Raw genomic sequence first — 26,273 nt, 5'->3', positions numbered from 1 at the left:
CAAAATGGCCCGAACGATAGCTAAGGACCATGATCAGAAGCGTGAACAAATCCTGAAATCCGCAGCCAAGGTATTTGCGGAGCAGGGGTTTGACCGCGCTTCAATGACCCAGCTTGCGCGTGAATGTGGGATCTCAAAGGCCAATATTTACCACTACTACGATAGTAAAGATGCCATCCTTTTTGACATTCTCGACAGTTACCTGCGTGACCTGCGCGACCGGGTTTGTGGGCTGGACCTACAGGGCTTGACGCCAGATCAGCAGTTGCACCGGATCGTTTCTGGAATACTGCAGGCCTATCAGGGGGCCGATCATGAACATCAGGTGCAGATTAGTGCTATGGCAGCTCTACCAGAGGACCAACAGGCCCTACTCAGGGGCTACCAGCGCGAATTGGTTCAGTACATGAGTGATACCCTGCGCAGAGCGGCACCACAGATTTTTGATCATGATGCAGCCAAGTTGCGTGCGGCGACGATGTCAGTGTTTGGTATGCTAAATTGGTATTATATGTGGAATTCAGGTGCAGGATCTCAGGCGCGGGAAGACTATGCCAGTATGGTTTCTAGCTTAACGCTGAACGGTGTAAGCGGAATCTGATCGCTAACAGTCACTTCCGTTGCTCCCAATACCACCAATGGCTATTCCGTCATTTTCGGGGGGGCAGGGCTCTGTTTAAGATCTATTTGTGCTTTCATGAAATGAAAGAAGCCGCCCTTGAAAAGGGCGGCTTCTAAATGTCTGCAGCTCAAGCTGCAAGAAACTGAATTACAGCAGTTTCAGCGAACCAGCAGATTCTTTGCCATCACGGCCAGTTTCCAGCTCGTAGGAAACTTTCTGGTTGTCGTTGAGGCCGTTCAGGCCCGAACGCTCAACAGCAGAAATGTGTACAAACACGTCTTTTCCGCCTGCTTCTGGCTCAATAAAGCCGAAACCTTTAGTTGCGTTAAACCATTTTACGGTGCCGTTAGCCATCCGATTTTCTCCAGTATGTCGCCCAAACAACGTGTAAGGGCTTGTTGTCGTTCAGTTATTACAATGTGGTAGGCGGAACCATACCCACAATGTCATATGTCTTGCGCAGAATCGGCGCAGTGATGTCTCGCGCCCGTTCTGCACCACGAGACAGTATGCGGTCAATCTCTGTTTGTTCATTCATCAATCTTGCCATTTCTGCCGCTATCGGAGCAAGCTTGGCAACCGCCAGATCAGCCAGCATCGGCTTGAATTCGCCAAATTGTTTTCCGCCAACCTCGGTCAGCACGGCATCGACGCTTTGGTCATTTAGTGCAGCATAGATATTGACGAGATTGCGTGCCTCGGGGCGCTCTTCCAGACCCTTTGCTTCACTTGGCAGTGCATCCGGATCAGTTTTCGCCTTGCGGATCTTTTTGGCCAATGTGTCCGCGTCATCTGTCATGTTGATACGGCTTGCATCTGACGCATCTGACTTTGACATTTTCTTCGACCCATCTCGCAGGCTCATCACCCGTGTAGCGGCACCTTTGATCACCGGCTCGGTCATCGGGAAGAAATCAACGCCATAGTCATGGTTGAACTTGGCCGCGATGTCGCGGGTCAGCTCCAGATGTTGTTTCTGATCGTCGCCCACGGGCACGTGGGTGGCGTGGTAAACCAGAATGTCCGCGGCCATCAGCGCTGGGTAAGCAAACAGCCCCAATGAGGCGTTCTGTGAGTTTTTACCGGCCTTGTCCTTAAACTGTGTCATCCGCTGCATCCAGCCCATGCGGGCGATGCAATTGAAAATCCACGCCAGTTGGGCGTGCTCAGGGACCTGGCTCTGATTGATCAGGATTGATTGCTCTGGGTCGATGCCACTGGCGATGAAACCGGCGCACAACTCGCGGGTGGATTTCATCAGATCCTGGGGGTTTTGCCAGACGGTGATCGCATGCATGTCCACCATGCAATAAACGGTCTCGAAATCCGAGCCCTGCATATCGACAAAGCGCTTGATTGCGCCCAAGTAGTTGCCCAGGTGCAGGTTGCCGGACGGCTGAATGCCCGAGAACACACGCGGGGTAAAACTGGTTTCGCTCATCTGGCGATAACTCCCGTCTGGAATTACGATCTCAGGTGCCTTACCCATGGGATCAGCTATCGTCAACAGGCGGCACGTCCTGAGATGGTTAAAGAACAGCCACAAGTGGCCAAGGAGTTATTGAAATGAGCAGCGACCCCAATCCATCTCCGGTTAATACGCTTCCCCCTGCCGTGGTGGCGCTGGCTTTGTTCATCATGGGGATTGAGCTGGTGTTTTCCCTCGGCGCACGTGGCATCATTGGTGGCCCCGGCGCGATTGGGTGGCGGCTAGATGCCCTGCACACCTACGGCTTTCACAGCGAACTCTTCTGGTCGATGTGGGAAACGGATCGCTGGCCAGCTGAGCACATGATGCGATTTGTGTCCTACACCTTTGTGCATGGGGCCTTTACCCAGGCGTTGTTTGTCTGTGTGTTTGTTTTGGCCATGGGCAAAATGGTTGGTGAAGTCATGGGAAATCTCGCCATGGTCGTGATCTTTTTGCTCTCTGGTATCGGTGGGGCGCTGGGTTATGCGCTATTGGTGAACTCATCCCAGTGGCTCTACGGTGGCTTTCCTGCGGTCTACGGGTTGATCGGAGCCTTTACCTATCTACTTTGGCGATCTTTGGCGCTGGTTGGCGCCCAGCAAAGCCGTGCCTTTACACTGATTGCTTTCCTGATGGGGATTCAGCTGCTGTTTGGTCTGCTGTTTGGTGGCCAAAAGGACTGGGTTGCGGATTTGGCGGGGTTTGCAACTGGATTTGGGCTGTCATTTTTCCTTGCTCCGGGCGGTTGGGCCCGCATTCGAAGCAATATCCGCCGCGACTAAGATGGTGCACTCCCGCCCCCTTGAAGCTCATCGTCGATGAGCCACAAGGCGTTGGGCGTAGCGCCGCGCAGAGGCGCAGCGCTGTGGCGGACTCTAGTTCTGTTTCTTTATTGGGCAGGTGTTGAGACCGATGATCCGGTAAAGTGGGCAAAAGCCCATCAGACCAGTGGTCAGCGGGATGATTCCGACGAGCCCCCACATGGTTTGCGGGCCGATGAAAATCAATGACAGCAGTACACATCCGAGGATGATGCGCAGGGCGCGGTCTAGAAAGCCTTCGTTGCAGGGCATGGTCTTTTCCTTTCAAACTAGCGCGTTTGAACGGACTTTAGCCCCTGAGGCTTGGGCTGTCGGTGACAGTGTCACCGTTGGTCTTGAGAAACAGCAATTAATCCGGGGCGGTCCAAAATTTGCAACCCGCCACGGTGTGTTTCAACCAGTTCCAGACGAGACAGTTCACGTAGACGACGGCTGACAAAAGCGCGTCCTGATGCCGTTTCGGCGGCTAAAGCGTCGTGTGTGATTGACAGACGCCCCTGATCATCAGCCAGTCGCAGCAGCACCCGGGCCAACCGCGCATCAAACCCGGTGAGGGCGACGTCTTCGACCAGCTGCTCATAATCGCCAAAGCGCCGTGCAACCGCAGTCATGATTTCGGTGCGGAATGCGTCGTCGCGGGTCATTGCACTGCGAAAATCAGCGTGAGGTATGATTTCGCCGCTAAGCTGCGTTTCGGCAATACCTTCTGCAGAGTAGGTTCTACCATCGGTCAAGCAGGCAAAGGTTTGCAGGCAGACGTCCCCCGGCCCAACCCGGTACAGTACCACCTCGCGCCCGTTGGCTGCGGTGAGCGAGACGCGCACCGTACCTTTGGTCAGGCGCACAAAGCCCGGGCAGTCCTGACCGGGTGTGAACAGAACGGTTCCAGCGGGGCATGTCAGCTGGGTCATGTGTGGCCGCCGCGGCGCATGGCACGTTTGAACTCACCCAGTTTGAAAGCGCCAAGAAGTTGACCCGCACCGAAGTAGCTGATTGCGCCAAGAATAATCAGACCCAGAAGAGCCAGATATCGCCAGCTTGGCAGGGTGAAGAGCCAGCCAAATGTTGATACCAGTGCTAGCAGAACCACACCCATCACGGCAGATGCAGCTACGATGCGCCAGACACGACGGTGAAAGCGGGCGTCAAAGCGGGCAACCTCTCCCATTCCCCGTGCTCCGAATATCAGTAGGGCCACCATCACCCAGCCTGCGGCCGAGGCTGCGACAGCAGGGGCTATCCAGCCGACCACTGGTTTCAGGCCAAAGGCCAGTGCTGCGTTCACCACCATCGCTACCAGTGCAAAGCGGAACGGTGATTTGGTGTCTTCGCGGGCGAAATACAGCGGTTGCAGCAGCTTGTGCAGCACAAATGAGGGCAGGCCCACGCCGTAGACAGCAACCGCGAGGGCAATGGCGGTGACATCTTCAGGGCCTGTTGCTCCGCGTTCATACAGCACCGACACCAGCGGTATCGGCATCACCAGAAAGGCAACAGTTGAGGGGATTGTCAGCATAAGCGAGAACTCTCCAGCGCGGGAAAAAGCATCCCGTGCACCGGTATCGTCCCCGGCGCGCAACCGGCGTGACAGGTCAGGCAGCAATACGATGCCGACGGCAATTCCTACGACGCCCAATGGCAGTTGATACAACCGGTCGGCCACAAACAACCAGCTGACGGCGTTTTCAATATCCGAGGCCACCAGTTGACCCACCACCAGATTGATCTGTGTCACCCCCATAGCCAATGCTGCCGGAACAGCGACCCGTACCAGATTGCGCATCTCTTGGGTGAGGCGGGGTCTGCCAATGCGCAGACGAATGCCTGCACGTTCGGCCGCCCCCCAAACCAGAGCCAGCTGCGCCACGCCTGCCACGGGTATGGTCCAGACCAGCCATATGATTACCTCGCCGCCAAGCACAGCCCCAGCCACCATTGCCGAACAGGCAAAGATGTTCAGCAGCACTGGGGCCGCCGCCGCCGCGGCAAACCGGCCTGTGGCGTTCAGGACGCCGGAAAACAGTGCAGCCAGTGACATGAGCAGAATGTAGGGGAACATGATGTAGCCAAACCCAACGGTCATGTCGAAACGCATATCGCCAGAAAAGCCGCTGGCTGTTGCCCAGACCAATGCTGGCATGAACACCATGCCGAACCCAACAAGCACCAAAACGGCTGTCAGAAGCAAATTGAGGGCCGATTGGGCAAATCCCTGTGCATCGTCGCCTGCCTCAAACTTTTTGGCAAACATTGGGACAAAAGCGGCGTTAAACGCGCCCTCGGCAAAAAAACGACGAAACATGTTGGGCAGACGGAAAGCCGCAACAAAAGCGTCCATCACCGGGCCTGGCCCGACATAGGCGGTCAGTAGGATCTCGCGTGCAAAGCCCAGAATACGGCTGGCGAGGGTCCAGAACCCAACGGTCAGGAACCCGGATAACAACTTGATTGGCTTCATGTCCGTGCCCGCTTTGCGCCTTCGGCTATTGCTGTGCGCAACTTGTTTTCAAGAAACCGTTGCTTTGAGGCCGCGTAGTATTTCAGTCCAAACATATCTTTGACGTAAAACGTGTCGACCACCTGTTCGCCATATGTCGCTATGACGGCATTGGCGACATAGACATTTGCAGCCGTCAAGGTGCGGGCCAGATCATAAAGCAAACCAGGGCGGTCGCGCGTGTCGACTTCGATGATGGTGTAAATCTCGGATCCATCATTATCAAAGGTGATATGGGTTGGCACGTTAAAGGCGCGCTCGCGTTTCTTGATTTTATCACGCGCCTTGAAGGCATCACGGGCAACAACTTCCCCTTTTAGGGTTCTGCGGATCATTTGGCGAAGGCGGGGCAGGCGCGATGCCTCAAAGGGGTGACCTTCGGCATCCTGGATCCAGAAGGCATCGGTGACGTAGCCATCTTTAGTGGTATAGCTGCGCGCGTCCACGACGTTGGCGCCAACCAGTGCCAATGCGCCAGCCACACGGGCAAAAATTCCGGGGTGGTCTGGCATCACAAAACAAGCCCGCGTGGCATCACGGTCATCATCGGGAAATAACCGGATAACGATATCCCCCGGGTCCTCGCTTTGCTCCAGTTCACGCAGCATTTCGGCAAAATCCACATGGCCAGTGATATGCAATCCCTGCCAGTACGGATCATAATGACGTGCTGTTTCTTTCTTGAGCACAGCTTTGGGCCAATCCGGAAGAGCTGCCCGCAGAGCTTTTTTGGCACTGGTACCGCGCAGTTCGCGGTTCAGCGCCTCCATGCCGTTCTCTAGCGCTTCACGGGTCTGCTTATACAGCGCCCGCAATAGCGCCGCTTTCCAGTTGTTCCAGGTGTTTGGTCCAACGCCACGAATGTCACAAACGGTCAGCACGGTTAGCAGGTCCAGCCGTTTCACTGTTTTTACAGCCTTGGCAAAATCCCGGACGGTGCGCGGATCGGCGATGTCACGTTTCTGCGCCATATCCGACATAAGCAAGTGATAGCGCACCAGCCATTCCACGGTTTCACTGTCGGCTTTGTTTAGTCCAAGCCGCGGCGCCACCTTACGCGCGATTTGCGCCCCCAAAATTGAGTGATCAACAGGCTGGCCCTTGCCGATGTCGTGCAACAGCATTGCCACCATCAGGACTTTTCGATTCAGCCCTTTGCGCATGATTTTTGAGCTGAGAGGTAATTCTTCTTCTAACTCTTCCCGCTCGATAGCGGCAAAATTCACGATGACCTGAATCGTATGTTCGTCCACAGTATAGGAATGATACATGTTGAACTGCATCATTGCGACGATAGGTGCAAATTCGGGCAAGAACGCCGACAGCACACCCAGTTCATTCATGCGCCGCAAGGCGCGTTCGGGATTACCGTGTTTCAGAAGCAAATCCAGAAAGATCCGGCGTGCTTCGGGGGTCTTGCGGAAATCATCATCGATTAGGTCCAGATTGGCTGTGACCAACCGCATCGCGTCAGGGTGGATCAGCATACCCGTGCGCAGACCTTCCTCGAAGAGCCGCAACAGGTTCAATTTGTCGTTCAAAAAGGTCTCAGGCTCAACGACGTCCAGACGGTTATTCACCACGGTGTAACCCGGTTTGGTCTTGGGGCGCCGGCGGAACAACCGCTCCAGCAAGGGTTCACCTTTCTGATGGCTGGCTTCAAGTTTGGTCAGAAAAATCCGGGTCAGATCCCCCACCGTGGTGGCATGGCGGAAATAGTCCTGCATGAAAATTTCGACAGCGCGACGACCGGCCACATCCTGGTAGCCCATACGTTCGGCGACCTCGACCTGCATGTCGAACGACAAAACTTCAGAGGCGCGTTTGGTCAGTAAATGCAGGTGGGATCGCGCCGCCCAGAGAAAATTTTCGGCCTTGGCAAACAGATCAAACTCTTCTGGTTCAAACAGGCCCAGTGGCACCAGTTCAGCGGTGTCTTGAACCTGGTACAGATACTTGGCGATCCAATACATCGATTGCAGATCCCGCAATCCGCCTTTGCCCTCTTTTACATTGGGCTCAACCATATAGCGTTGGCCCTGCTTGATATGGCGCGCTTCGCGTTCAGACAGCTTGGCCTCGATGAACTCATGAGCGGTTCCTTGAAACAGATCACGCGTCAACCGCTGATCCAACTCGTCGGCCAGATCCTGATCACCTGCTAGAAACCGGTGCTCCAGCATCGCGGTTCGGATGGTGAAATCTTCGCGCCCTAATCTTAGGCAGTCCTGGATGGTACGACTGGCGTGACCAACCTTCAACTTCAGATCCCATAGAATATAGAGCATCGATTCTATGACGCTCTCGGCCCAGGCCGTGATCTTGTAGGGGGTCAAGAACAACAGATCGACATCCGAAGCTGGTGCCATTTCACCACGACCGTAGCCGCCGACCGAGATTACAGCGATACGTTCACTGCTGGTTGGCGTCGCGGCAGGATGCATAATCTCATTAGCTGCGTACAAGGCCGAAGTGACCAGACCGTCAGTGAGAAACGTATAAGACCGGGTCATGGGGCGGGCATCAAAGGGCGATTTTGCGAACTGCTCGGCGATCAACGCCCGCCCAACCTTGTTGGCGTCCCGCAAAAGCTGGACAACTTCGCCACGCAAGGTGGCATTGTCTTTGCTGGTGGCCAGATCATCGATCTGTGACCGTATTTTTTCGCTGTCGAAAATCGCAGTTGGGTCACAGACCAGTGGGCCCAGGGCCAATGGAAAACGGGTAATGGCCCTGGCCGCCGGATCAGAGTCCGGCGCCGGTGAAGCTGCTTGGGGCTGGGTCAATGACAACGACCTTCTGTTCTTGGATTGTTGCAATGGCAAGGCCACGGTCGTTGGTGCCGTCAGGACGCAGGCGGAAAATGCCGCTGACCCCTTGGAAACCAGATCCCTGTGTTAGGGCGGCTCCGGTCAGAGCGTCAGATTTGCCCGCACTAACAAGAGCACCGATGGCTGCAATACCGTCATAAGCCAGCCCACCAATGGAGTGGGGGGCGCCGCCGTAGGTGGCACTATAGCGGTCGCGAAACTGAGTGGACTTTGTTGGATCTGGCAACGCAAACCAGCCACCTTGAACCCCCGGCAACGCCAATGTCTGTGCCGGGATGTCCCAGCGTGTCAGGCCAATGTACTGAGTGGTCGCAGGATCAAGGCCAGCTTCCGGCAACAGCTGAGTGAGCAATGGGAGCGCCCCGGCAGTGGTGGCCGTCATAAAGATTGATGTCGCGCCTTTGCTTGCTGCGGAATCGCGAATTGTCTGAACCGAGTTGATCACGCTCTGTTGAGACAATTCATAACTGACGTTGCCGACAACGTTTGCACCTGTGGCTGCGGCAGCGTTTTGGATCGACGCACGCCCGGCTTGGCCCGCAGCATCGTCACCACTGACCACCAACATATTTCCTTTGCCCTGACGGGCGGCATAGCTGGTCAGGCGGCGAGCGGTATTGTCAAATGTTGCGCCCAAGATGAAGACATTGCCACCGGCAATGGCGGAGTTGTTGGAGAATGCCAGCACGTTTACATTACGTTTGGCTGCCGCCACACCAGCAGCATTTGCGGCCTCTGCGTAGACTGGTCCCAAAATGATGCGCGCGCCGTCACTGATCGCTTGCGTCGCAGCGGCTGCAGCTGTGTCTGGATTGCCAGCAGTGTCATAGACTTTCAGGTCGATTTGAATGCCTTGCAAATCGGCGATTGCCAGCCTCGCAGCATTTTCCAAACTTTGCGCCAGAACCGCATCACCCTGTTGCGCAGACCCACGCGGGACCAATAGCGCCACTGGAACGGGCTTTGACGTGTTGATGGTTGGGCCGCCGCCGGTCCCAATAGGGTCACAGGCGCTCAGAGCAATTGAGGATACAGCGAAGATAGCCGCGAGTGCGGCCTTGCGGGCGGGCTTGAAAACAGCAAACATAATAGACTTAAAACTCCCTGATCCGGCGGTGATACGCCGTGTTGGTGTTGGGGGAATAATAAACGACGATATAGGCGGGTCCAGCGTTGAATCACCAGAAAGTCAGATTGTCTCCGGGGCTGCACTTTGTTGCCACTCCAATTGGGACCGCACGCGACATCACGCTTCGGGCGCTGGATGTGCTCGCCTCAGCCGAGGTTATTGCAGCAGAAGACACCCGTTCCCTGCGACGCTTGATGGAAATCCACGGCGTGCCTTTGGAGGGGCGTCGGGTCATTGCCTACCACGATCACAGCGGTACGGGCGCCCGTGCAGGGCTGCTTGCGTCATTGGCTGAAGGCAAGTCAGTCGCCTATGCCTCCGAAGCAGGTATGCCGCTTATTGCGGATCCCGGGTATGATCTTAGCCGCGCCGCTGCCGAAGCGGGCCACGCGGTCACGGTGGCGCCGGGTGCGTCGGCGGGATTGGCCGCACTAACACTGGCCGGGTTGCCCACCGATGCCTTCTTTTTTGCCGGCTTTCTCCCAAATGCCAGCGGTGCTCGTCGAAAACGATTAGAAGAGGTCAGCCGAATCCCCGGCACTTTGATCTTTTACGAATCTCCCAAACGGGTAGCCGCGTCGCTGGCAGATATGGCCGAGGTTTTGGGCGATCGTCCAGCGGCCCTGTGCCGGGAGATTACCAAGAAATTTGAAGAGGTCCGTCGCGCTTCGCTTAGTGAGTTGGCCGCACAATTGGCCGAAAATGGTGTGAAGGGTGAAATTGTTGTTCTGGTTGATCGCTCACACAGCAAAGATGTGAACCCAGAGGATCTGGAAAGCGATTTGCGTGCGGCCCTAAGGGAAAACTCCGTCAAAGATGCAGCTGACATCGTGTCGAAGCTCCACGACTTGCCGCGTCGCAAGGTTTATCAGATGGCCCTTAAACTGCCCAAGGATGATGATTAAGAAATGGCGGGGCCAAAGGATCCACATGATCGCGGTCAGCGGGCCTATCTGGCAGGAGCCGCTGCCGAAGACCTGGTGCTTCGTCATTATGAACAACGCGGCTATCAACTGGCCGAACGGCGCTGGCGTGGTGCTGGCGGAGAGATTGATCTTATTCTACGTCAGGGTGCGGCTCTGGTGTTTGTTGAAGTGAAGCACAGTAAAACTCAAGCCCGCGCTGCCCTGCGGATCAGTCAGGCACAGATCAACCGGATTTATGCCAGCGCGGGTCAGTTTTTAGAACATGAACCAGCAGGGCAGCTGACCGAAGCGCGCTTCGATGTGGCTTTGGTTAGCGGGGCGGGTGAGATCGAAATCATCGAAAATGCTTTTGGTCAGGGATGACCCATTGAACATAGTCTGCGGCTGCGCCATGTATTTGGCCGACAGATAAGGGATAAGCGCATGAAAATCGCCTTTCAAATGGACCCGATCGGGGACGTGGATATCAACGCCGACAGCAGCTTCCGGCTGGCCGAAGAGGCGCAGAAACGCGGTCACTCGCTATTTTTCTATGGTCCTGACCAGCTTGCCTATCAGGAAGGTCGCATAACGGCCCGCGGCCAAGACATGACCGTGCAGCGGGTTGCGGGTGATCCCGCGGTTCTGGGGCCGCTGCGCGAGGTGGACCTGGCCGACTTTGATGTGATCTGGCTGCGTCAGGATCCGCCATTCGACATGCACTACATCACTGCGACCCATCTGCTGGACCGGCTTAAGGGGCAGGCTTTGGTGGTTAATGACCCGTTCTGGGTGCGCAACTACCCTGAAAAACTGCTGGTGCTGGATTTCCCACAGTTGACGCCACCGACCACTATTGCCCGTGATCTGGACACTATCAAGGCGTTCAAAGCTCAGCACGGCGACGTAATCCTAAAGCCACTGTATGGTAATGGTGGGGCAGGGGTATTCCGTCTGGATGTCAATGACCGCAACCTGACATCACTGCATGAGCTGTTCACTGGATTTAGCCGCGAGCCATTGATCGTGCAGAAATTCCTGCCTGATGTGAGCAACGGAGACAAACGGGTGATCCTTGTGGATGGTGAGCCTGTCGGCGCAATCAATCGGGTGCCTGCGGCTGGTGAAACCCGCTCCAACATGCATGTGGGCGGTCGCCCCGAAAAAATTGGTCTAACCGACCGTGACCTTGAAATCTGCGCTGCTATTGGACCGCTGCTTAAGGAACGGGGGCAGGTTTTTGTTGGTATCGACGTGATTGGCGATTACCTGACCGAGATCAACGTGACCTCTCCAACAGGTATTCAAGAGCTGGAACGGTTCGATGGGGTAAACATCGCCGAGAAGATCTGGCAGGCTATTGAAGCCAAGTTGTAACGGCTAGTCGTCCAATCAGTTTCTTTTGCCCGGTTGAAAACGCCGGGCAGAATTGTGTTCATGCCGCTCCCGCCAATCTGAAACTCAGAGCCTCGGCCACATCGCTACGGCGAATGTCAGGGGCCGCGTCCAGATCTGCAATGGTGCGGGCCACGCGCAGTACCCGGTGATATCCACGCGCGGTCAGGCCAAATCTTTCTGCTGCGCGCATCAGCAACTCCCGGCTGTCGCTGTCCGGGCGTGCAACCTGTTCCAATACCTCGCCCTCTGCATCGGCGTTCTGAAGTAAAGTGGGATAGTCCGCATACCGATCCTTTTGCAGCGCGCGCGCATCCGCAACACGCGTTCCAATGTCGGTCGTGCCTTCGCCATTTGCAGGCAGGTCCAAATCGCTGAAGGCAACTGGAGGCACCTCAACGCGCAGATCAAACCGGTCCATCAGTGGCCCGGATATTCGCCCAATGTAGTCCTCGCCGCAAATGGGCGCGCGGGAACAGGCGCGTGCTGGGTCTGTGAGATAGCCGCATTTGCAGGGATTGGCCGCGGCCACCAACATGAACCGGCTGGGATATTTTACATGAGCATTGGCACGAGCAATCATCACCTCGCCGCTCTCGATAGGCTGTCGCAGGGTTTCCAGGACCATCCGATTGAACTCAGGGAATTCATCCAGAAATAGAACGCCGTTGTGGGCCAAACTAATTTCACCCGGCTTAGCCCGTCGCCCACCACCCACAATCGCCGCCATTGATGCGGTGTGATGTGGCTCGCGAAAGGGGCGGGTGCGGTTGATGCCTCCTTCTTCGATCAGCCCGCACAACGACTGGATCATCGACGTTTGCAGGGCTTCATCTGGTGTCAGTGGAGGCAATATACCGGGGAGTCGCGCTGCGAGCATGGACTTCCCAGAGCCGGGTGTGCCGACCATCAAGATGTGGTGGCGACCTGCGGCGGCAATTTCCAAAGCCCGCTTGGCACGCTCCTGTCCTTTGACATCGCGTAGGTCTTTGACTTGCACCGGGCTGGTGATCTCGCCCGGCTGGGCCGGGGGGATGGGCACTTGCCCGGTGTAATGGCGCACGACATCTGCCAGACTTGCGGCCCCAATCACTGTTGCCGCCTCCACCCATGCAGCTTCTGCGCCTGAGGCTTGCGGGCAAAGCAGCGTGCGTTGTTCGGCGGCGGCCGTCATTGCCGCTGGCAGGGCACCGACAACGGGCACAAGAGTGCCATCAAGCGATAACTCGCCCAATGCGATGGTTTCGGCCACGGTGTCGGCCGGTATGATTTCGATTGCCGCAAGCAATGCCAGCGCAATCGGAAGGTCAAAATGACTACCTTCCTTTGGCAGGTCCGCAGGTGACAGGTTGATGGTGATACGTTTGGATGGCAGGGCGATTGCCATCGTTGAAAGGGCTGAGCGCACCCGATCACGAGCTTCGGACACCGCCTTATCCGGTAGCCCGACCACCGAAAACGCAGGTAAGCCGGGGGCTACAGCGCATTGAACTTCCACTGGGCGGGCCTCAACCCCTTGAAAGGCAACCGTATAGGCACGCGCGACCATCTCTCCCTGCTCCTATAGGTTCAGGAAGAGATGATTGGAAATCATGGTTTCCAATTGGTTAATGCGCCCGTCAATTCAGGATGAAATAGCCCGTCCGTAGTCTTATCCGGGCAGAGCCCACGCCCGTCTGGGCAAATCAAGAGCATAGGGTTCAGGGTCATATTTGATATCCTGTGCCAATTCCTGCCAACGCAGAACTGCCGGGTCCGACAGCAATGCCGTACAATAGGCCAATGATGCTTCCGATACGGGTAGATCATAGCCAACAATGCGTGCGGCAACTGGCGTGTAAAACACATCTGCCAGTGAGTACTGCCCGAACAACCCGCCAGACTTGCTGCCTGACAGACTGCGAGCGTGGGCCCAGAGGGTTTCAATCCGTTCTAGGTCAGCTTTGACCGCATCAGAAACGGAGAACCCCTGCCAAATATGGCTGAATTGCATGGCGCATTCGCCGCGCAACCCGCCAAAACCACTGGCCATTTCAGCACAAAGCCAACGTGCGGTTGCACGCAGTGCTGGATCGGCAGGCCACAATCCGGCCTCCGGGTGTCGCTCCGCTAGAGTTTCAGCCATTGCCAGGCTTTCTCCGACAACTGTGCCTTCAGGGGTGCGCAGGCTTGGAACCAGCCGGGCAGGGGCGAGGTTCGCCATGTCCTGGGCCATTGTGCCGGAATAAAGCCCAATCATATGGGTGCGATGCGGCAGGGCGAATTTTTCAAGCATAAGCCAGCCACGTAAGGACCAGCTGGAATACATCCGGTCGCCAATATAAAGATCATAAGTCATGGCATCATACTAACAACAAATACTCATTCCAAAATCGAATATTTGTTGCGCTGTTCATCATGGAATTTGATTTACCTGACGGATTTTCCATCCTGTAGGCCCATGTACAATCTCGCTGACCGACAGGTTGTCAATCTTGTGGCCAAGAGCTTGCTCTGGTGTCGAGGAAAGTCCTCGTTGAACTTGGGTGAGTATGACCCCGATATGGGCTACGGCAATGACATGTCGTCCAGGATGGGTTGCGGTGATGGTGTCGACAACGCATGAAACCCTTAAGGCAGCTGCATTCCAGCTCTCCCCGTTTGGCGGCGCAATATCTCCCGGTGTTTCCCAATATGCCCGGCTTAACTCAGGATGGGTCTTGGCAACCTCTGAAAAGTGCATTCCGTCCCAATCTCCAAAGTTGAATTCACGTAAATCAGGGTGGTCGGGTAGCCGGGTCCGCGAGCCAGAAATGGCATCAGCCGTCGCACGCGCCCGGATCAAATCTGACGAAATCAGCAATGCATCATTTGGAAGGTGGCTCGTCAGACGCTCAATTTGCGCTGTGTCTGATAAATCGGCAGGCACATCGCGCCATCCAACAAAGGCTTTTTCATGGGTTGGGCCGTGGCGCACCCAGTGCCAAGTTGTTTGGTTGCTCATGACAATTGTCCTTTAAGGACCATCGGCAATCCGGCAATAACCTGAACAACACAATTTGCCTGCGCCGCGAGTGCGATATTGAATCGCCCTTGCGCCTCACGGAATTTCCGCGAAAGAGCATTATCCGGGACTATTCCCAGCCCGACCTCATTGGACACAACCACAAGGTCTGCTTTGCAGCTGGCAATTGAAGCCAGCAAATTTCGTTGTTCTGTATCTAAGTTATTTTCTGCCAACAGGTGATTTGTCAGCCACATTGTAGCGCAATCGAGTAAGCAAATTTGAGAAGTATTTAATGAGTTTAATATTGGAGAAAGGTCAAAGCTTTCCTCATAGGTTGTCCAGCCATTACCTCTTTGCACGACATGTTTGTCTACTTTAACGCGCATTTCATGATCAAGTATTTGTGATGTGGCCAAATATACTCGGTCTTTTCCACTAGTTAAGCAGATATGTTCGGCATATGAACTCTTTCCAGAGGCCGCGCCGCCCAGAATAAATGTGACTTGGGCCGACAATTTTATTACCCTTTTCATTACAGAAGCCGTACCGGTGGGTAACCACAGGGCCCGCTTAAAACAAGCTGAGAAAACGCAGTCCCCGTGTCGCTATTCTTGAACGGGGAGATTTGCAACAGGACGGGGCATTTGCGCCCATCCATTACAGAACTTGTTGCCGTGTGGCACTAAGCCACCAAGCCAAATGAACTGCGTACTATAACATTGGGTCCTTACTGAATTTGACGTTGCTCTAGAACGTAGACGGCAAAGCTGTTTTCGGGGGAAAGTACATGGCACGTGAAGGACAATTTAACAATCCATTGCCCAAAAGGGCGATGAAAGCTGAACTACTGGATGCAGAAACCGAATTGCGACTGGCCTATGCTTGGCGCGATGATAGGGATGAGGCAGCGCTGCACCGCCTGATAAATGCCTATCTCAGACTGGCAATATCAATGGCAGCCAAGTTTAAGCGCTACGGTGCGCCGATGAATGACCTGATTCAAGAAGCGGGACTTGGGTTGATGAAAGCTGCCGACAAATTCGATCCTGACCGTGGGGTGCGGTTTTCGACCTATGCCGTGTGGTGGATCAAAGCCTCTATCCAAGACTATGTGATGCGGAATTGGTCGATGGTACGAACCGGTTCGACCTCGTCGCAAAAATCACTGTTTTTCAATATGCGTCGAGTTCAGGCTCAGTTAGAGCGTACAGCGACGGCGCGGGGCAACAAGTTGGACCGCCATCAATTACACCAAAAAATTGCCAGTGAAATCGGTGTTCCAATTCGTGACGTCGAAATGATGGAGGGACGGTTGTCCGGATCAGATTTCTCGCTGAACGCGGTACAGTCAGCGGATGAAGATGGTCGTGAATGGATTGATGCGCTTGAAGACGACTGTGATCAGGCCCAGGAACTGGTGCAGAAACGTCATGATCGTCGGCAATTACGCGTCTGGCTCGTGACGGCAATGCAGGCCTTGAACGGCCGCGAACGCTTCATAGTGAAAGAACGCAAATTGCGAGATCGCCCGCGCACCTTGGAAAGCCTTGGTACCGAATTGGGGTTATCTAAAGAACGTGTACGCCAATTGGAGGCCGCAGCCTTTTTGAAGATGCGGAAAAACCTTGAAACCCAATCGCGTGAGGTGCATAGCCTGCTTGCATGAAAAACCTTATTAATTTTGTAAGAAAAGGCGCCTCTCTCTTGGGGGGCGCCTTTATCATTGCCAGTTCTGGCCACGCTTTGGCTGAACCAACGGCTGGTGAAATCCATCTGCTGGCTGCCGCTGAGGTGGTGATTTTGGGTGAGGTGCATGACAATGCTGCTCATCACCAAATACAGGCTGATATCTTGAACGCGCTGGCTCCTAAGGCTGTGGTTTGGGAGATGATCACACAAACCCAGGCCGCCGCGCTTTCGGGGATCGACTTAAAAGACGCAACACGTGTTTCTGCGCAGCTGGATTGGGAAAACTCAGGCTGGCCCGAATTTGAACTTTATGCGCCGGTTTTTGCGGCCGCAACTGGGGCCCAGCAATTTGGCGGGTTGGTGCTGCGGTCTCAGGCAGGCGCGGTGATGGAACGCGGCGCAGCAAGCTACTTTGGTGATAAGGCCGCACTGTTTGGGCTGGATCAACGATTACCGGAAGCAGAACAGAAGGCCCGCGAAGCTGACCAGTTGAGCAATCATTGTAACGCCTTACCCATAGAGATGTTGCCTATGATGGTTGAATTCCAAAGGTTGCGGGATGCGGCACTGGCAAAGGCAACACTGCAGGCGCTGAAGGCGACCGGGGGGCCTGTTGCAGTGATCACGGGCAATGGCCATGCGCGCAAAGATCGCGGAATACCGGTTTACCTTACGCAGGCGCGTCCAGATCTGAGTGTTGTCACGGTTGGACAATCCGAGAAGGGACAGGTGGCAGGCGCATTTGATCTGGTTCTGGATTCTGATCCGGTGGAACGTCCTGATCCTTGTTTGGCGTTTCAGTAGGGCGCTGGTTCTCACACGGGATTGCTGGAAAACCGTTTCACACTTGCGTAGCAAGGCAGTACTGTCAGTGAAGGTGCTGCGTAAGGACGGGTAAATGCTGGCTGACAAACGTATTCTTCTGATTATTGGTGGTGGTATTGCTGCCTATAAATCGCTTGAGCTCATTCGGCGATTGCAGGATCAGGGTGCTCTGGTGACTCCAGTTTTAACCCGTGCAGGCGAACAGTTTTTGACACCTTTGTCTGTATCAGCATTGGCCGGTGCCGCCGTTCACCGTGATCTGTTTGATCTGACCACTGAGGCTGAGATGGGGCATATCCAACTCTCTCGCAGTGCGGATCTGGTTGTAGTGGCCCCGGCAACCGCAGATTTGATGGCTAAGATGGCGCAGGGGCTGGCAAATGACCTGGCCTCAACCCTCCTGCTGGCTACAGACACACCTGTAATGGCTGTCCCTGCGATGAATGTGCGCATGTGGGAACATGCTGCTACTCAACGCAATATTGAGACGCTGAAAGCTGATGGCGTCAGTTTCTGTGGTCCAAACGAGGGCAGCATGGCCTGCGGCGAATTCGGACCGGGCCGCTTGGCCGAGGTGGACGAAATCGTTACAGAGATCATTGCTAAGCTGTCAGATGGGCCTCTGCAGGGAAAACGAATTCTGGTGACGTCAGGGCCAACACATGAGCCCATCGACCCCGTCCGATACATCGCCAACCGGTCGTCAGGAGCGCAAGGGGCCGCAATGGCCCGTGCTCTGCGCGATCTGGGGGCAGAAGTGGTGTTTATCACGGGCCCTGCATCGGTGTGCCCACCTGAGGGGGTGACTGTGGTGGCTGTTGAAACCGCAGAGCAAATGTCCGAGGCGGTGGATTCAGCTTTGCCGGCGGACGCCGGGGTGTTTGCCGCTGCCGTGTCCGACTGGCGGGTGGTCAATGCATCGGACCAAAAGTTGAAGAAATCAAAAGACGGGCTGCCCGTTATGGAATTTGCCGAAAACCCTGACATCCTGAAACGGGTGTCACATCTGGAAAAAGGGCGACCCGACCTGGTGGTTGGCTTTGCTGCTGAAACCAATGATGTGATCGAATACGCCACAGCAAAACGCCTCCGTAAGGGTTGTGACTGGATTGTTGCCAATGACGTCTCACCTGCTACTGGGATCATGGGTGGCAGTGAGAACGCAGTGGTTCTAATTGGTGAAAACGGCGCTGAAGAATGGCCGCGGATGGGTAAGGATCAGGTCGCACAGCAATTGGCTCAACGAATAGCGCAGGCTCTGACCTCATAGGGTTACGGTTTGCGACCTGCGTAATTCTGAACATGACGAAGGGACGACCGGTATGATCTCAATCCGGGTGACTTATGACGTGGGGGCGGACCAAACAGTGTCCCTGCCTACATACGAGACGCCAGAGGCGGCGGGAGCGGATTTGCGCGCCAATCTTCCGGACCGAGGCACAGTTGTGCTGCAACCGGGTGAACGCGTTCTTGTGCCGACCGGGCTGCGTCTCGAAATTCCGCAGGGGTATGAGGTACAGATCCGGCCCCGCTCCGGGTTGGCGCTCAAACATGGCATAACCCTGCCAAATGCGCCTGGTACGATCGATAGCGATTACCGGGGACCTTTAGGGGTGATTGTGATGAATGCCGGGCAGGGAACGTTCGAAATCACCCATGGTGACCGAATTGCACAGATGGTGGTGGCCCCTGTCCTGCAAGCCCGCTTTGATGTCGTCGAAAGGTTGGGTGACACCACACGGGGCAGTGGTGGATTTGGATCGACTGGGCAGAACTGATGCTAAGAGTTTTATTTCTCGCCGCCATGGTCTGGTGGGGTGGTCGGTTTCTTGGGCTGCCACACCAACTGCGTGTCGCGCTACTGGTGTTGCTGTTTTTGGTTATTTTACTCATTCAGCTGACCCTGCCTAACGGCCATGGGTTGCGTGAGGCCACTGGCGGCTCTGTGGCGCTCTGGCTGATCTTGGGGGGCTTTGGGCTCTTGGCGGCAGGCTATGGGCGGCTTATTGCTGTTCTGAAAGCGCGCGCCCAACCCAAGGAGATACCAATGTCGCAAAAACCCAGTACGTTTTCCGAGACTGAGTTAGACCGGTATGCCCGCCACATCGTCCTGCGCGAATTGGGTGGACCTGGACAGAAAAAGCTAAAGAATGCACGGGTTCTGGTGATTGGTGCTGGCGGATTGGGCGCACCTGCTCTGCAATATTTGGCCGCCGCCGGCGTTGGAACCATTGGGGTGATCGACGATGACGAGGTGGAAAACGCCAACCTGCAACGTCAAGTGATTCATCGGGACGAAGACATTGGCATGGCTAAAGTTTTCTCAGCGAAAAAAGCGATGGAAGCACAGAACCCATACGTGACCGTGTTGCCGTATCACCGGCGTCTCAGCTCTGAAAATGCCGAGGCGTTGTTTGTTGATTTTGATCTGATCCTGGATGGAACCGACAATTTTACCACCCGCTATCTGGTCAATCGCACAGCTGTCGGGTTGGGCAAGCCACTGATTTCTGGCGCGCTGTCACAGTGGGAAGGCCAGCTAAGCCTGTTTCACCCCAGCGAAGGGGGCCCTTGTTACCAGTGCATTTTCCCTGAAGAACCAGCTGCGGGATTGGCCCCATCATGTTCCGAGGCTGGGGTTGTTGGTCCTTTGCCGGGTGTGGTTGGGGCGATGATGGCGCTGGAAGCGATCAAACAGATCACCGGCGCGGGCGCGGTCTTGCGCGGTGCGATGTTGATTTATGACGGTCTTTACAGTGAGACGCGACGTATTCAGCTGAAATCGACGCCAGATTGCCCTGTTTGTGCGTCAAAAAGCGACTGATGGCTTGCGCAACAACTCTGCGCACGGCACATCTGTTGCAAACAAAATTCAAGAGAGGGGATAACATGAAAACGATTTTTTCACTGACCGCAGCAGCGGTGTTTGGACTGACAAGCGGTGCTCTGGCAGCAGATCTGCCAGATCTTGGCGGTGTAGAAGTGGTTATTGCGACTGAAAACGCATATCCGCCACTGCAGTTTGTTGACCCAAAATCGGGTGAGGCCATTGGCTGGGAATATGACGCCATGGCTGAAATTGCCAAGCGCATCAACATCACAGTGGTCTATGAAAACACCAGCTGGGATGCGATGATCCCTGCGGTCAGCGAAGCACAGTATGATCTGGGTATGACCGGGATCACTATTCGTGACGACCGCAAAGAAAAGGTCGACTTTTCGGACAAGTACCTGACCTCGCAAATGCGCATGATTGTGGCCAGTGACGAAACCCGTTTTGACGATGCTGCCAGCTTTGCTGCCAACGATGATTTTCTGGCTGCAGCACAGCCCGGTACCACACCATTCTACGTGACGGTTTATGATATCCTGGACGGTGACGAGGCCAATAGTCGTATCAAACTGTTCGAAACCTTTGGTGCTGCAATTCAAGCCCTGCGGGTTGGTGATGTGGATCTGGCCCTCTCTGACAGCACAGCCGCCAATGGGTATGTAACTGCGTCAGCTGGTAAGCTGAAAATCGTAGGTGAACCACTGGGTACCGAAGATTTTGGATTTATCTTCCCCAAAGGCAGTGAACTTGTTGCACCCATCAATGCAGCAATTGCATCAATGGAAGCTGACGGAACCCTGGAAGCACTGAACACCAAGTGGTTTCTCGAATATAAAATGGGCCAGTAAGGCGCGTCACATTTGACCTTAATACTCCCCGGTCCCTTGGGCCGGGGTTTTTCATGAAAGACGACTATGGCGGCTCCCAAAAAAGACAAAGAAGATTTCCCCTGGTGGCTGGCTGCGGTTGTGCTGATTGGGGTTTACCTCGGCTGGCAGGTGGTTGCGGATGACCTGTATCTGCAAATCCTGACCACTCTCACGAAAGGTGTGAAGACGACGGTTTTTGTCACTCTGGTTAGCTTCTTTCTGGCCTCGTTTCTTGGGTTGTTACTGGCGCTTGGCGCTGGCTCCAAATGGCTGGTGGTTCGACAGGTCACCCGGTTTTATGTTGAGGTCGTGCGCGGTGTGCCGATTATTGTGCTGCTGCTTTACGTGGCCTTCGCCATGGCCCCGGCATTGGTTGAACTGCGCAACTGGTTGGGGGACTTTGTCGGTCTAGACCCTATTCGCACCCGTAACTTTCCACTGATCTGGCGCGCGATCATTGCTCTGATGGTGGCCTATTCGGCCTTCATTTCCGAAGTGTTCCGCGCTGGATTGCAATCGGTAGAAGAGGGACAGATCGAGGCCGCCAAAGCGCTGGGTCTGAATGGCTGGCAGCGGTTCCGGTTGGTGATCTTCCCGCAAGCTATCCGCACCATAATGCCGCCACTGGGCAATGATTTTGTCGCCTTGGTCAAGGATAGCTCATTGGTGTCTGTTCTTGGTGTGCTCGACGTCACTCAGCTGGGTAAGGTGACGGCGGCGGGTAACTTTCGCTACTTTGAAACCTATAACGTGGTGGCATTGATCTACCTCACCATGACCATCGGGCTGTCTTTGGCGCTGCGTCGGTTTGAACGTCACCTGCGTGAGCGTGAGACTGCAAAATAGTAACACCAACTGACCACATCCCTTAGGGCACAGCGCTTTTGGGGCGGGAGTATATCTCTGTTTCCTGAGATGTGCCGTTGCGGGGCATATGGTCGATACTCTAGCGTAGCGACAAAGGAGATATTGCCATGACCAACCCACTTTTGCCCCGCTGGGACACGCCATTTCAAATTGCCCCGTTTGATGCCATTTCAGATGATGATTTTTCCCCGGCGCTGGAACAGGCGCTGGCTACTCACAACGCTCAGATCAAGGCCATTGCTGAAAACGCGCAGGCTCCGACATTTGCCAATGTGATCGAGGCGCTGGAAACCCCGTGTCGAGAGCTGGATCAGGTGCTTTCAGTATTCTTCACCGTGGCCGGGGCTGATAGCAATCCCGCACGCGAAGCTTTGCAACGGGACTTCTCTCCCAAATTGGCGGCTCATTTTTCTGCGATTACGGCAAATAAGGCCCTGTTTGCCCGGGTGGCGGCCGTTTGGGACGCGCGTGAAAATCTGGATCTGAGCGATGAACAACAGCGGGTGCTGATGCTGACGCATCGTGGCTTTGTCCGGGGCGGTGCCGCGCTGACCGGCGAAGCAGACGCACGGATGCAGGACATAAAAGGCCGTCTGGCGACGCTGGGCACTGATTTCACCCAGAACCTACTCGCAGATGAGCGTGATTGGTTCATGCCGCTGTCAGAAAGCGATTTGGAAGGTCTGCCTGATTTCCTCATCGACGCCACACGGGCAGCTGGTGCTGAAAAAGGTGAGGACGGGCCGGTGGTGACACTGTCTCGTTCGATCATCACACCGTTTTTGCAATTTTCCCCCCGGCGCGATCTTCGTGAGGTGGCATTTAATGCCTGGGCTGCGCGTGGTGCCAATGGTGGCGAAACGGACAACCGGGACATTGCCGCGGAAATATTGCAGCTAAGACAAGAGCGAGCTGAACTGTTAGGCTATGACAGCTTTGCCGACTACAAGCTGGAAACCGAAATGGCCAAAACGCCGGATGCGGTTCGCGGCCTGTTGATGGACGTTTGGGGGCCAGCCAAAACTCAGGCCGAGGCAGATGCAGAAGTGCTCACCAAATTGATGGTGGCGGATGGCATCAATGGCGACCTGCAGCCATGGGACTGGCGCTATTATGCGGATAAACGCCGCAAGGTCGAACATGATTTGGACGAGGCCGAGCTAAAGCCATATCTGCAACTGGATCGGATGATCGAGGCCTCGTTCACCTGTGCCACCCGCCTGTTTGACCTGAAGTTCAAACCGTTGAACGTGGCACTGTATCATCCCGATTGCCGCGCCTGGGAGGTAACCCGCAACGGCAAACATGTGGCGGTGTTCATAGGGGACTATTTCGCCCGTGGGTCTAAGCGGTCTGGCGCATGGTGTTCAGCGATGCGCAGTCAGGCAAAGTTTCCGGAGATACAGGCACCTGTGGTGGTCAACGTCTGTAACTTTGCCAAGGGTGAGCCGGCGTTACTGTCCTGGGATGATGCGCGCACACTGTTCCATGAATTTGGTCATGCGCTGCATCAAATGCTGTCAAATGTATCCTATGAAAGCATTTCCGGCACCTCGGTTGCGCGCGATTTTGTCGAACTGCCCAGTCAGCTATATGAACACTGGTTAGAGGTGCCCGAGGTGCTGGCAGAGTTTGCCACACATGCCGATACTGGGGCAGCCATGCCGCAAGAGATGTTGGATAAAGTTCTGGGGGCGGCAAACTTCGATATGGGGTTCCAGACGGTGGAGTATGTCGCCTCTGCACTGGTTGATCTGGCCTTTCACGAAGGCGCGGCGCCAGCGGATGTGATGGCAAAGCAAGAGGCTGTGCTGTCCGAGATTGGCATGCCGCAAGCCATCACAATGCGCCATGCCAGCCCACATTTTGCCCATGTCTTTTCCGGTGACGGCTACAGCTCGGGCTATTACAGCTACATGTGGTCCGAAGTGATGGACGCTGATGCTTTTGCCGCCTTTGAGGAGGCAGGCGGGGCGTTTGATCCAGAACGCGCCAAAGCGCTGGAGGATAACATTCTGTCTACAGGCGGGTCCCAAGATGCGGGCGAGCTCTATGTGGCGTTTCGTGGCCGCCTGCCGGGGGTCGAGGCATTGCTCAAAGGTCGTGGCTTAGCTGCGGAATAGACCTGTCGGGGTAGGCCGATATGTAAATCTATGTCGCGCCCAGTCTTTCGCAAAGACGGGCGCGATAGTCTGGGACTAGTACCCTAATTCACGATCGACCAGATGAAGAAATGGCTCACCCGCTTCGCCACGTCGGATATTTTCCGCAATCACCTGTGCTGACGTCACAACACGGGTTTCTGCGGCGATATGCGGGGTGACGGTGACATTGGGATGGGCCCAATAGCGGTGCTCTGCTGGCAAGGGTTCGATGCGAAACACATCCAATGTTGCGTGGGCAATCTGACCACTGTCCAATGCCGCAAGCAGCGCGTCATCGTCGATCAATGGTCCGCGGCCGGGATTGATGATACGGGCACCGCGTGGCAGCCGGGCCAGTGTTTCGGCATTCAACATGTTCTCGGTGGCCGGGGTGTCCGGTAGCAGCAGTACGACAATTTCTGCACCAGCCAATGCCCGGGTCAGACCATCGTCTCCGTGTTGGCAGGTGATACCTTCAATGACCTTTGGTGATCGCGACCAACCGGTCACCGGAAACCCAAGCTGTGCAAGTGTTTCTGCACAGGCACGACCCAATGCACCCAGCCCAAGAACGGTCACTGGTCGCTCCATCGCCAGCGGCGGCACCCTGGGCTGCCATTGGTCCTGTGTGGCTATGGAGCGATCAATATCGAGATGGTACCGCAACACATGTCCCGCGACCCATTCCACCATTCCCGCCGTTAGTCCCGGGTCCACCATCCGACAAAGCGGCATGGTTAGGCTTGTATTTCCAACGACTTTTTCAACGCCCGCCCAAAGGCTCAAGACGGCTTTGCAGGATGTGTAAGGTGAAAAGTCTTTCAGCGGGCCATTGGGGGCATAGATCACGTAATCAACCGCATCAGGTGTGTGATCGACACGTAGATCAACGTCTAGCCCAGCATTAGAAAAGCCCGCTCTCATCGGCTCTGCGTAGGTCTCCCAACGCTCTGGAGTGGCGGCGAACTGGACCTTGATCATGTGGCAAAAACTCCTGTCATATCTGCAAACCCCTTGATCTCGATCGGGTTTCCCGCCGGATCATGAAAGAACATTGTGCTCTGTTCTCCCGGTTGTCCCGCAAACCGCGTGGTGGGGGCAATGGTAAAATCTACATCCTTGCTGACTAAATGATCAGCCAGTTTCTGCCAGTCCTCTTGGGGCAGGATGACCCCAAGATGTGGCATTGGGACCATGTGATCACCTACCTTTCCAGTGTTGGCGGTTACAAACACTGGCCCGAGGTGAAGTGAAATTTGGTGTCCAAAGAAATTGTAGTCGACCCAGGTGTCCGTACTGCGGCCTTCAACGCAACCCAGAAGCCCACCATAGAAAGCGCGGGCACGGGTCAAATCATCGACGTGATAGGCAAGGTGGAAAATGCTCATTTGATAGGCTCCTTTTGTTGCCACCCGTCTAAAGGATCTCGTGGCAGCACCCTAGCTTATTTTTCTGTCTTCAGACATAAGGAGAACTATGGATTTAAAGTTTGTCTCCAGCTTGGTTGCGGTGGTTGATCTCGGCTCTCTTGCCGCCGCCGCCCGCGCCGAAGGGATCACGGCCTCGGCAGTGACACAGCGAGTGGCTGCGCTGGAAGCAGAACTACAGGTCAGTTTACTGCTGCGGGCAGGGCGCGTGATGCAACCAACGCCACAATGCCGCGCGGTCCTTCCCCTGTTGCGCCAAATACTGGCTCTGCGAACGGATGTACGGGCTAAACTGCAGCAACGAAACATGACCGGCCCGTTGCGCCTGGGTGCGATTTCAACCGCACTTGCGGACTATGCTCCTAACATGGTCCGGGTGTTGCGATTGCAGGCACCAGAGGTTGAATTGAAGCTGGTACCGGGAACCTCACGTGAGCTATATGCTGCATTTGAGGCAGACAAGCTCGACGCCGCTCTCCTGGTGCAGCCTCCGTTTGATTGGCCAAAAACTCTGGTTTTCACTCCAATCGAACATCAAAATATCCTACTGATACGGCCCGTCGGCGCGCAGGATGTTTCCGACCTGCCGTTTATTGTCTATAGCCGGGATGCTTGGGGTGGTGCGGCGTGTTGGACCGCTCTGACCAATCTGGAGCCGATGCCTAAAATCCTGGCTGAGATGGATGCGGTCGAAACAATTGCACAAATGGTTCAGGATGGTTTGGGGCAGGCGGTCTTGCCGGAATGGTCAGGCGGGGCTCACCGAATGCCAAATGTGATAACCGCGGCCCTAGATGCGCCTGCGCGCGACGTCGGCTTGTTGACCCGTACGCGAGATAAGGACCGACCAGTATTGCAGCTGCTCATGACAACTCTGCAAAAGACTTGATCCGACTATTCTTCATCTAGCCACAAATATCCCGGGGGTGAATTGGCCTTCAGGCCAAGAGGGGGCTGGCCCC

The 26,273-nt window shown here is 55.3% G+C and carries 27 protein-coding genes; 14 read left to right on the top strand and 13 right to left on the bottom strand.

The features are described 5' to 3' along the window. Positions 1–4 precede the first annotated feature (4 nt). A complete protein-coding gene (locus tag GO984_RS15560) occupies positions 5–601 on the top strand; it encodes a TetR/AcrR family transcriptional regulator (protein WP_157023534.1) in 597 nt (198 codons plus the stop codon). 168 nt (positions 602–769) lie between these two features. On the opposite strand, the gene GO984_RS15555 is transcribed toward GO984_RS15560, so the two are convergent. Both GO984_RS15555 and trpS read right to left on the bottom strand, forming a co-directional pair. After that, on the bottom strand, positions 770–976 hold the full coding sequence (locus GO984_RS15555; RefSeq protein ID WP_127750132.1) for a cold-shock protein: 207 nt from the start codon (positions 974–976) through the stop codon (positions 770–772). Between the two features lie 58 nt (positions 977–1,034). After that, positions 1,035–2,063, bottom strand: coding sequence for a tryptophan--tRNA ligase (gene trpS / locus GO984_RS15550; RefSeq protein WP_157023554.1), 1,029 nt, complete (start codon positions 2,061–2,063; stop codon positions 1,035–1,037). Between the two features lie 125 nt (positions 2,064–2,188). On the opposite strand from trpS, the gene GO984_RS15545 reads away from it, so the two are divergent. Then, positions 2,189–2,875: a rhomboid family intramembrane serine protease gene (locus tag GO984_RS15545; RefSeq protein WP_157023533.1), complete on the top strand. Its 687-nt coding sequence runs from the start codon at positions 2,189–2,191 to the stop codon at positions 2,873–2,875. Between the two features lie 93 nt (positions 2,876–2,968). Here GO984_RS15545 and GO984_RS15540 read toward each other — a convergent pair whose 3' ends face one another. The 5 genes from GO984_RS15540 to GO984_RS15520 all read right to left on the bottom strand — a co-directional run bounded on the left by GO984_RS15540 (position 2,969) and on the right by GO984_RS15520 (position 9,329). Further along, entirely contained in the window at positions 2,969–3,166 is a 198-nt protein-coding gene (locus GO984_RS15540) for a YgaP family membrane protein (protein ID WP_157023532.1), read from the bottom strand. Between the two features lie 71 nt (positions 3,167–3,237). Then, entirely contained in the window at positions 3,238–3,825 is a 588-nt protein-coding gene (locus tag GO984_RS15535) for a Crp/Fnr family transcriptional regulator (protein WP_157023531.1), read from the bottom strand. Further along, on the bottom strand, positions 3,822–5,372 hold the full coding sequence (gene murJ / locus GO984_RS15530) for a murein biosynthesis integral membrane protein MurJ (RefSeq protein WP_157023530.1): 1,551 nt from the start codon (positions 5,370–5,372) through the stop codon (positions 3,822–3,824). The genes GO984_RS15535 and murJ overlap by 4 nt, the downstream gene beginning before the upstream one ends. Then, entirely contained in the window at positions 5,369–8,197 is a 2,829-nt protein-coding gene (locus tag GO984_RS15525) for a [protein-PII] uridylyltransferase (protein ID WP_157023529.1), read from the bottom strand. The genes murJ and GO984_RS15525 overlap by 4 nt, the downstream gene beginning before the upstream one ends. Continuing rightward, complete coding sequence (locus GO984_RS15520) at positions 8,157–9,329, bottom strand: penicillin-binding protein activator (protein WP_157023528.1); 1,173 nt, start codon at positions 9,327–9,329, stop codon at positions 8,157–8,159. The genes GO984_RS15525 and GO984_RS15520 overlap by 41 nt, the downstream gene beginning before the upstream one ends. Before the next feature lie 86 nt (positions 9,330–9,415). On the opposite strand from GO984_RS15520, the gene rsmI reads away from it, so the two are divergent. The 3 genes from rsmI to gshB are packed head-to-tail and all read left to right on the top strand — an operon-like array spanning position 9,416 to position 11,653. Next, on the top strand, positions 9,416–10,276 hold the full coding sequence (gene rsmI, locus GO984_RS15515; protein WP_157023527.1) for a 16S rRNA (cytidine(1402)-2'-O)-methyltransferase: 861 nt from the start codon (positions 9,416–9,418) through the stop codon (positions 10,274–10,276). A gap of 3 nt (positions 10,277–10,279) precedes the next feature. After that, a complete protein-coding gene (locus GO984_RS15510; RefSeq protein WP_157023526.1) occupies positions 10,280–10,660 on the top strand; it encodes a YraN family protein in 381 nt (126 codons plus the stop codon). Between the two features lie 60 nt (positions 10,661–10,720). Then, entirely contained in the window at positions 10,721–11,653 is a 933-nt protein-coding gene (gene gshB, locus GO984_RS15505) for a glutathione synthase (protein ID WP_157023525.1), read from the top strand. Between the two features lie 58 nt (positions 11,654–11,711). On the opposite strand, the gene GO984_RS15500 is transcribed toward gshB, so the two are convergent. The 4 genes from GO984_RS15500 to cobU all read right to left on the bottom strand — a co-directional run bounded on the left by GO984_RS15500 (position 11,712) and on the right by cobU (position 15,190). Next, positions 11,712–13,220 (bottom strand): YifB family Mg chelatase-like AAA ATPase, encoded by a 1,509-nt coding sequence (locus tag GO984_RS15500; RefSeq protein WP_157023524.1) that lies wholly within the window; start codon positions 13,218–13,220, stop codon positions 11,712–11,714. 102 nt (positions 13,221–13,322) lie between these two features. After that, entirely contained in the window at positions 13,323–14,009 is a 687-nt protein-coding gene (locus GO984_RS15495; protein WP_157023523.1) for a glutathione S-transferase, read from the bottom strand. 57 nt (positions 14,010–14,066) lie between these two features. Next, the gene (locus GO984_RS15490; RefSeq protein ID WP_157023522.1) at positions 14,067–14,654 is read right to left on the bottom strand and encodes a histidine phosphatase family protein; all 588 of its coding nucleotides are present in this window, start codon (positions 14,652–14,654) and stop codon (positions 14,067–14,069) included. After that, on the bottom strand, positions 14,651–15,190 hold the full coding sequence (gene cobU, locus GO984_RS15485) for a bifunctional adenosylcobinamide kinase/adenosylcobinamide-phosphate guanylyltransferase (RefSeq protein WP_342448098.1): 540 nt from the start codon (positions 15,188–15,190) through the stop codon (positions 14,651–14,653). The genes GO984_RS15490 and cobU overlap by 4 nt, the downstream gene beginning before the upstream one ends. Positions 15,191–15,444: 254 nt before the next feature. Here cobU and GO984_RS15480 point away from each other — a divergent pair, with 254 nt between their 5' ends. From GO984_RS15480 to GO984_RS15445, 8 genes are all read left to right on the top strand, one after another. Beyond that, positions 15,445–16,323 carry an RNA polymerase factor sigma-32 gene (locus GO984_RS15480; RefSeq protein WP_157023520.1) on the top strand — a complete coding sequence of 293 codons (879 nt, stop codon included), beginning with the start codon at positions 15,445–15,447 and terminating at the stop codon, positions 16,321–16,323. Beyond that, the gene (locus GO984_RS15475) at positions 16,320–17,150 is read left to right on the top strand and encodes a ChaN family lipoprotein (protein ID WP_157023519.1); all 831 of its coding nucleotides are present in this window, start codon (positions 16,320–16,322) and stop codon (positions 17,148–17,150) included. The genes GO984_RS15480 and GO984_RS15475 overlap by 4 nt, the downstream gene beginning before the upstream one ends. Positions 17,151–17,244: 94 nt before the next feature. Further along, complete coding sequence (coaBC, locus tag GO984_RS15470) at positions 17,245–18,441, top strand: bifunctional phosphopantothenoylcysteine decarboxylase/phosphopantothenate--cysteine ligase CoaBC (protein ID WP_157023518.1); 1,197 nt, start codon at positions 17,245–17,247, stop codon at positions 18,439–18,441. Between the two features lie 52 nt (positions 18,442–18,493). Next, complete coding sequence (gene dut, locus GO984_RS15465) at positions 18,494–18,949, top strand: dUTP diphosphatase (protein ID WP_157023517.1); 456 nt, start codon at positions 18,494–18,496, stop codon at positions 18,947–18,949. Further along, positions 18,949–19,995, top strand: a complete 1,047-nt coding sequence (locus tag GO984_RS15460) for a HesA/MoeB/ThiF family protein (RefSeq protein ID WP_157023516.1) — start codon at positions 18,949–18,951, stop codon at positions 19,993–19,995. The genes dut and GO984_RS15460 overlap by 1 nt, the downstream gene beginning before the upstream one ends. 65 nt (positions 19,996–20,060) lie before the next feature. Continuing rightward, positions 20,061–20,852: a transporter substrate-binding domain-containing protein gene (locus GO984_RS15455; RefSeq protein ID WP_157023515.1), complete on the top strand. Its 792-nt coding sequence runs from the start codon at positions 20,061–20,063 to the stop codon at positions 20,850–20,852. A gap of 66 nt (positions 20,853–20,918) precedes the next feature. Beyond that, complete coding sequence (locus tag GO984_RS15450; protein ID WP_157023514.1) at positions 20,919–21,719, top strand: amino acid ABC transporter permease; 801 nt, start codon at positions 20,919–20,921, stop codon at positions 21,717–21,719. 128 nt (positions 21,720–21,847) lie between these two features. Continuing rightward, on the top strand, positions 21,848–23,863 hold the full coding sequence (locus tag GO984_RS15445; RefSeq protein ID WP_157023513.1) for a M3 family metallopeptidase: 2,016 nt from the start codon (positions 21,848–21,850) through the stop codon (positions 23,861–23,863). Positions 23,864–23,938: 75 nt separating this feature from the next. On the opposite strand, the gene GO984_RS15440 is transcribed toward GO984_RS15445, so the two are convergent. Continuing rightward, entirely contained in the window at positions 23,939–24,865 is a 927-nt protein-coding gene (locus GO984_RS15440) for a 2-hydroxyacid dehydrogenase (protein ID WP_157023512.1), read from the bottom strand. After that, positions 24,862–25,272: a VOC family protein gene (locus GO984_RS15435; RefSeq protein WP_157023511.1), complete on the bottom strand. Its 411-nt coding sequence runs from the start codon at positions 25,270–25,272 to the stop codon at positions 24,862–24,864. The genes GO984_RS15440 and GO984_RS15435 overlap by 4 nt, the downstream gene beginning before the upstream one ends. An 88-nt stretch (positions 25,273–25,360) precedes the next feature. Here GO984_RS15435 and GO984_RS15430 point away from each other — a divergent pair, with 88 nt between their 5' ends. Continuing rightward, the gene (locus tag GO984_RS15430; RefSeq protein WP_157023510.1) at positions 25,361–26,200 is read left to right on the top strand and encodes a LysR family transcriptional regulator; all 840 of its coding nucleotides are present in this window, start codon (positions 25,361–25,363) and stop codon (positions 26,198–26,200) included. The last annotated feature ends 73 nt before the right edge of the window (positions 26,201–26,273 follow it).

The sequence above is a fragment of the Parasedimentitalea huanghaiensis genome (assembly GCF_009753675.1).
GTDB classification, from domain to species: domain Bacteria; phylum Pseudomonadota; class Alphaproteobacteria; order Rhodobacterales; family Rhodobacteraceae; genus Parasedimentitalea; species Parasedimentitalea huanghaiensis.
Note: the sequence above shows the minus strand (reverse complement) of the source record. Positions and strands in the feature narration are given on the sequence as shown.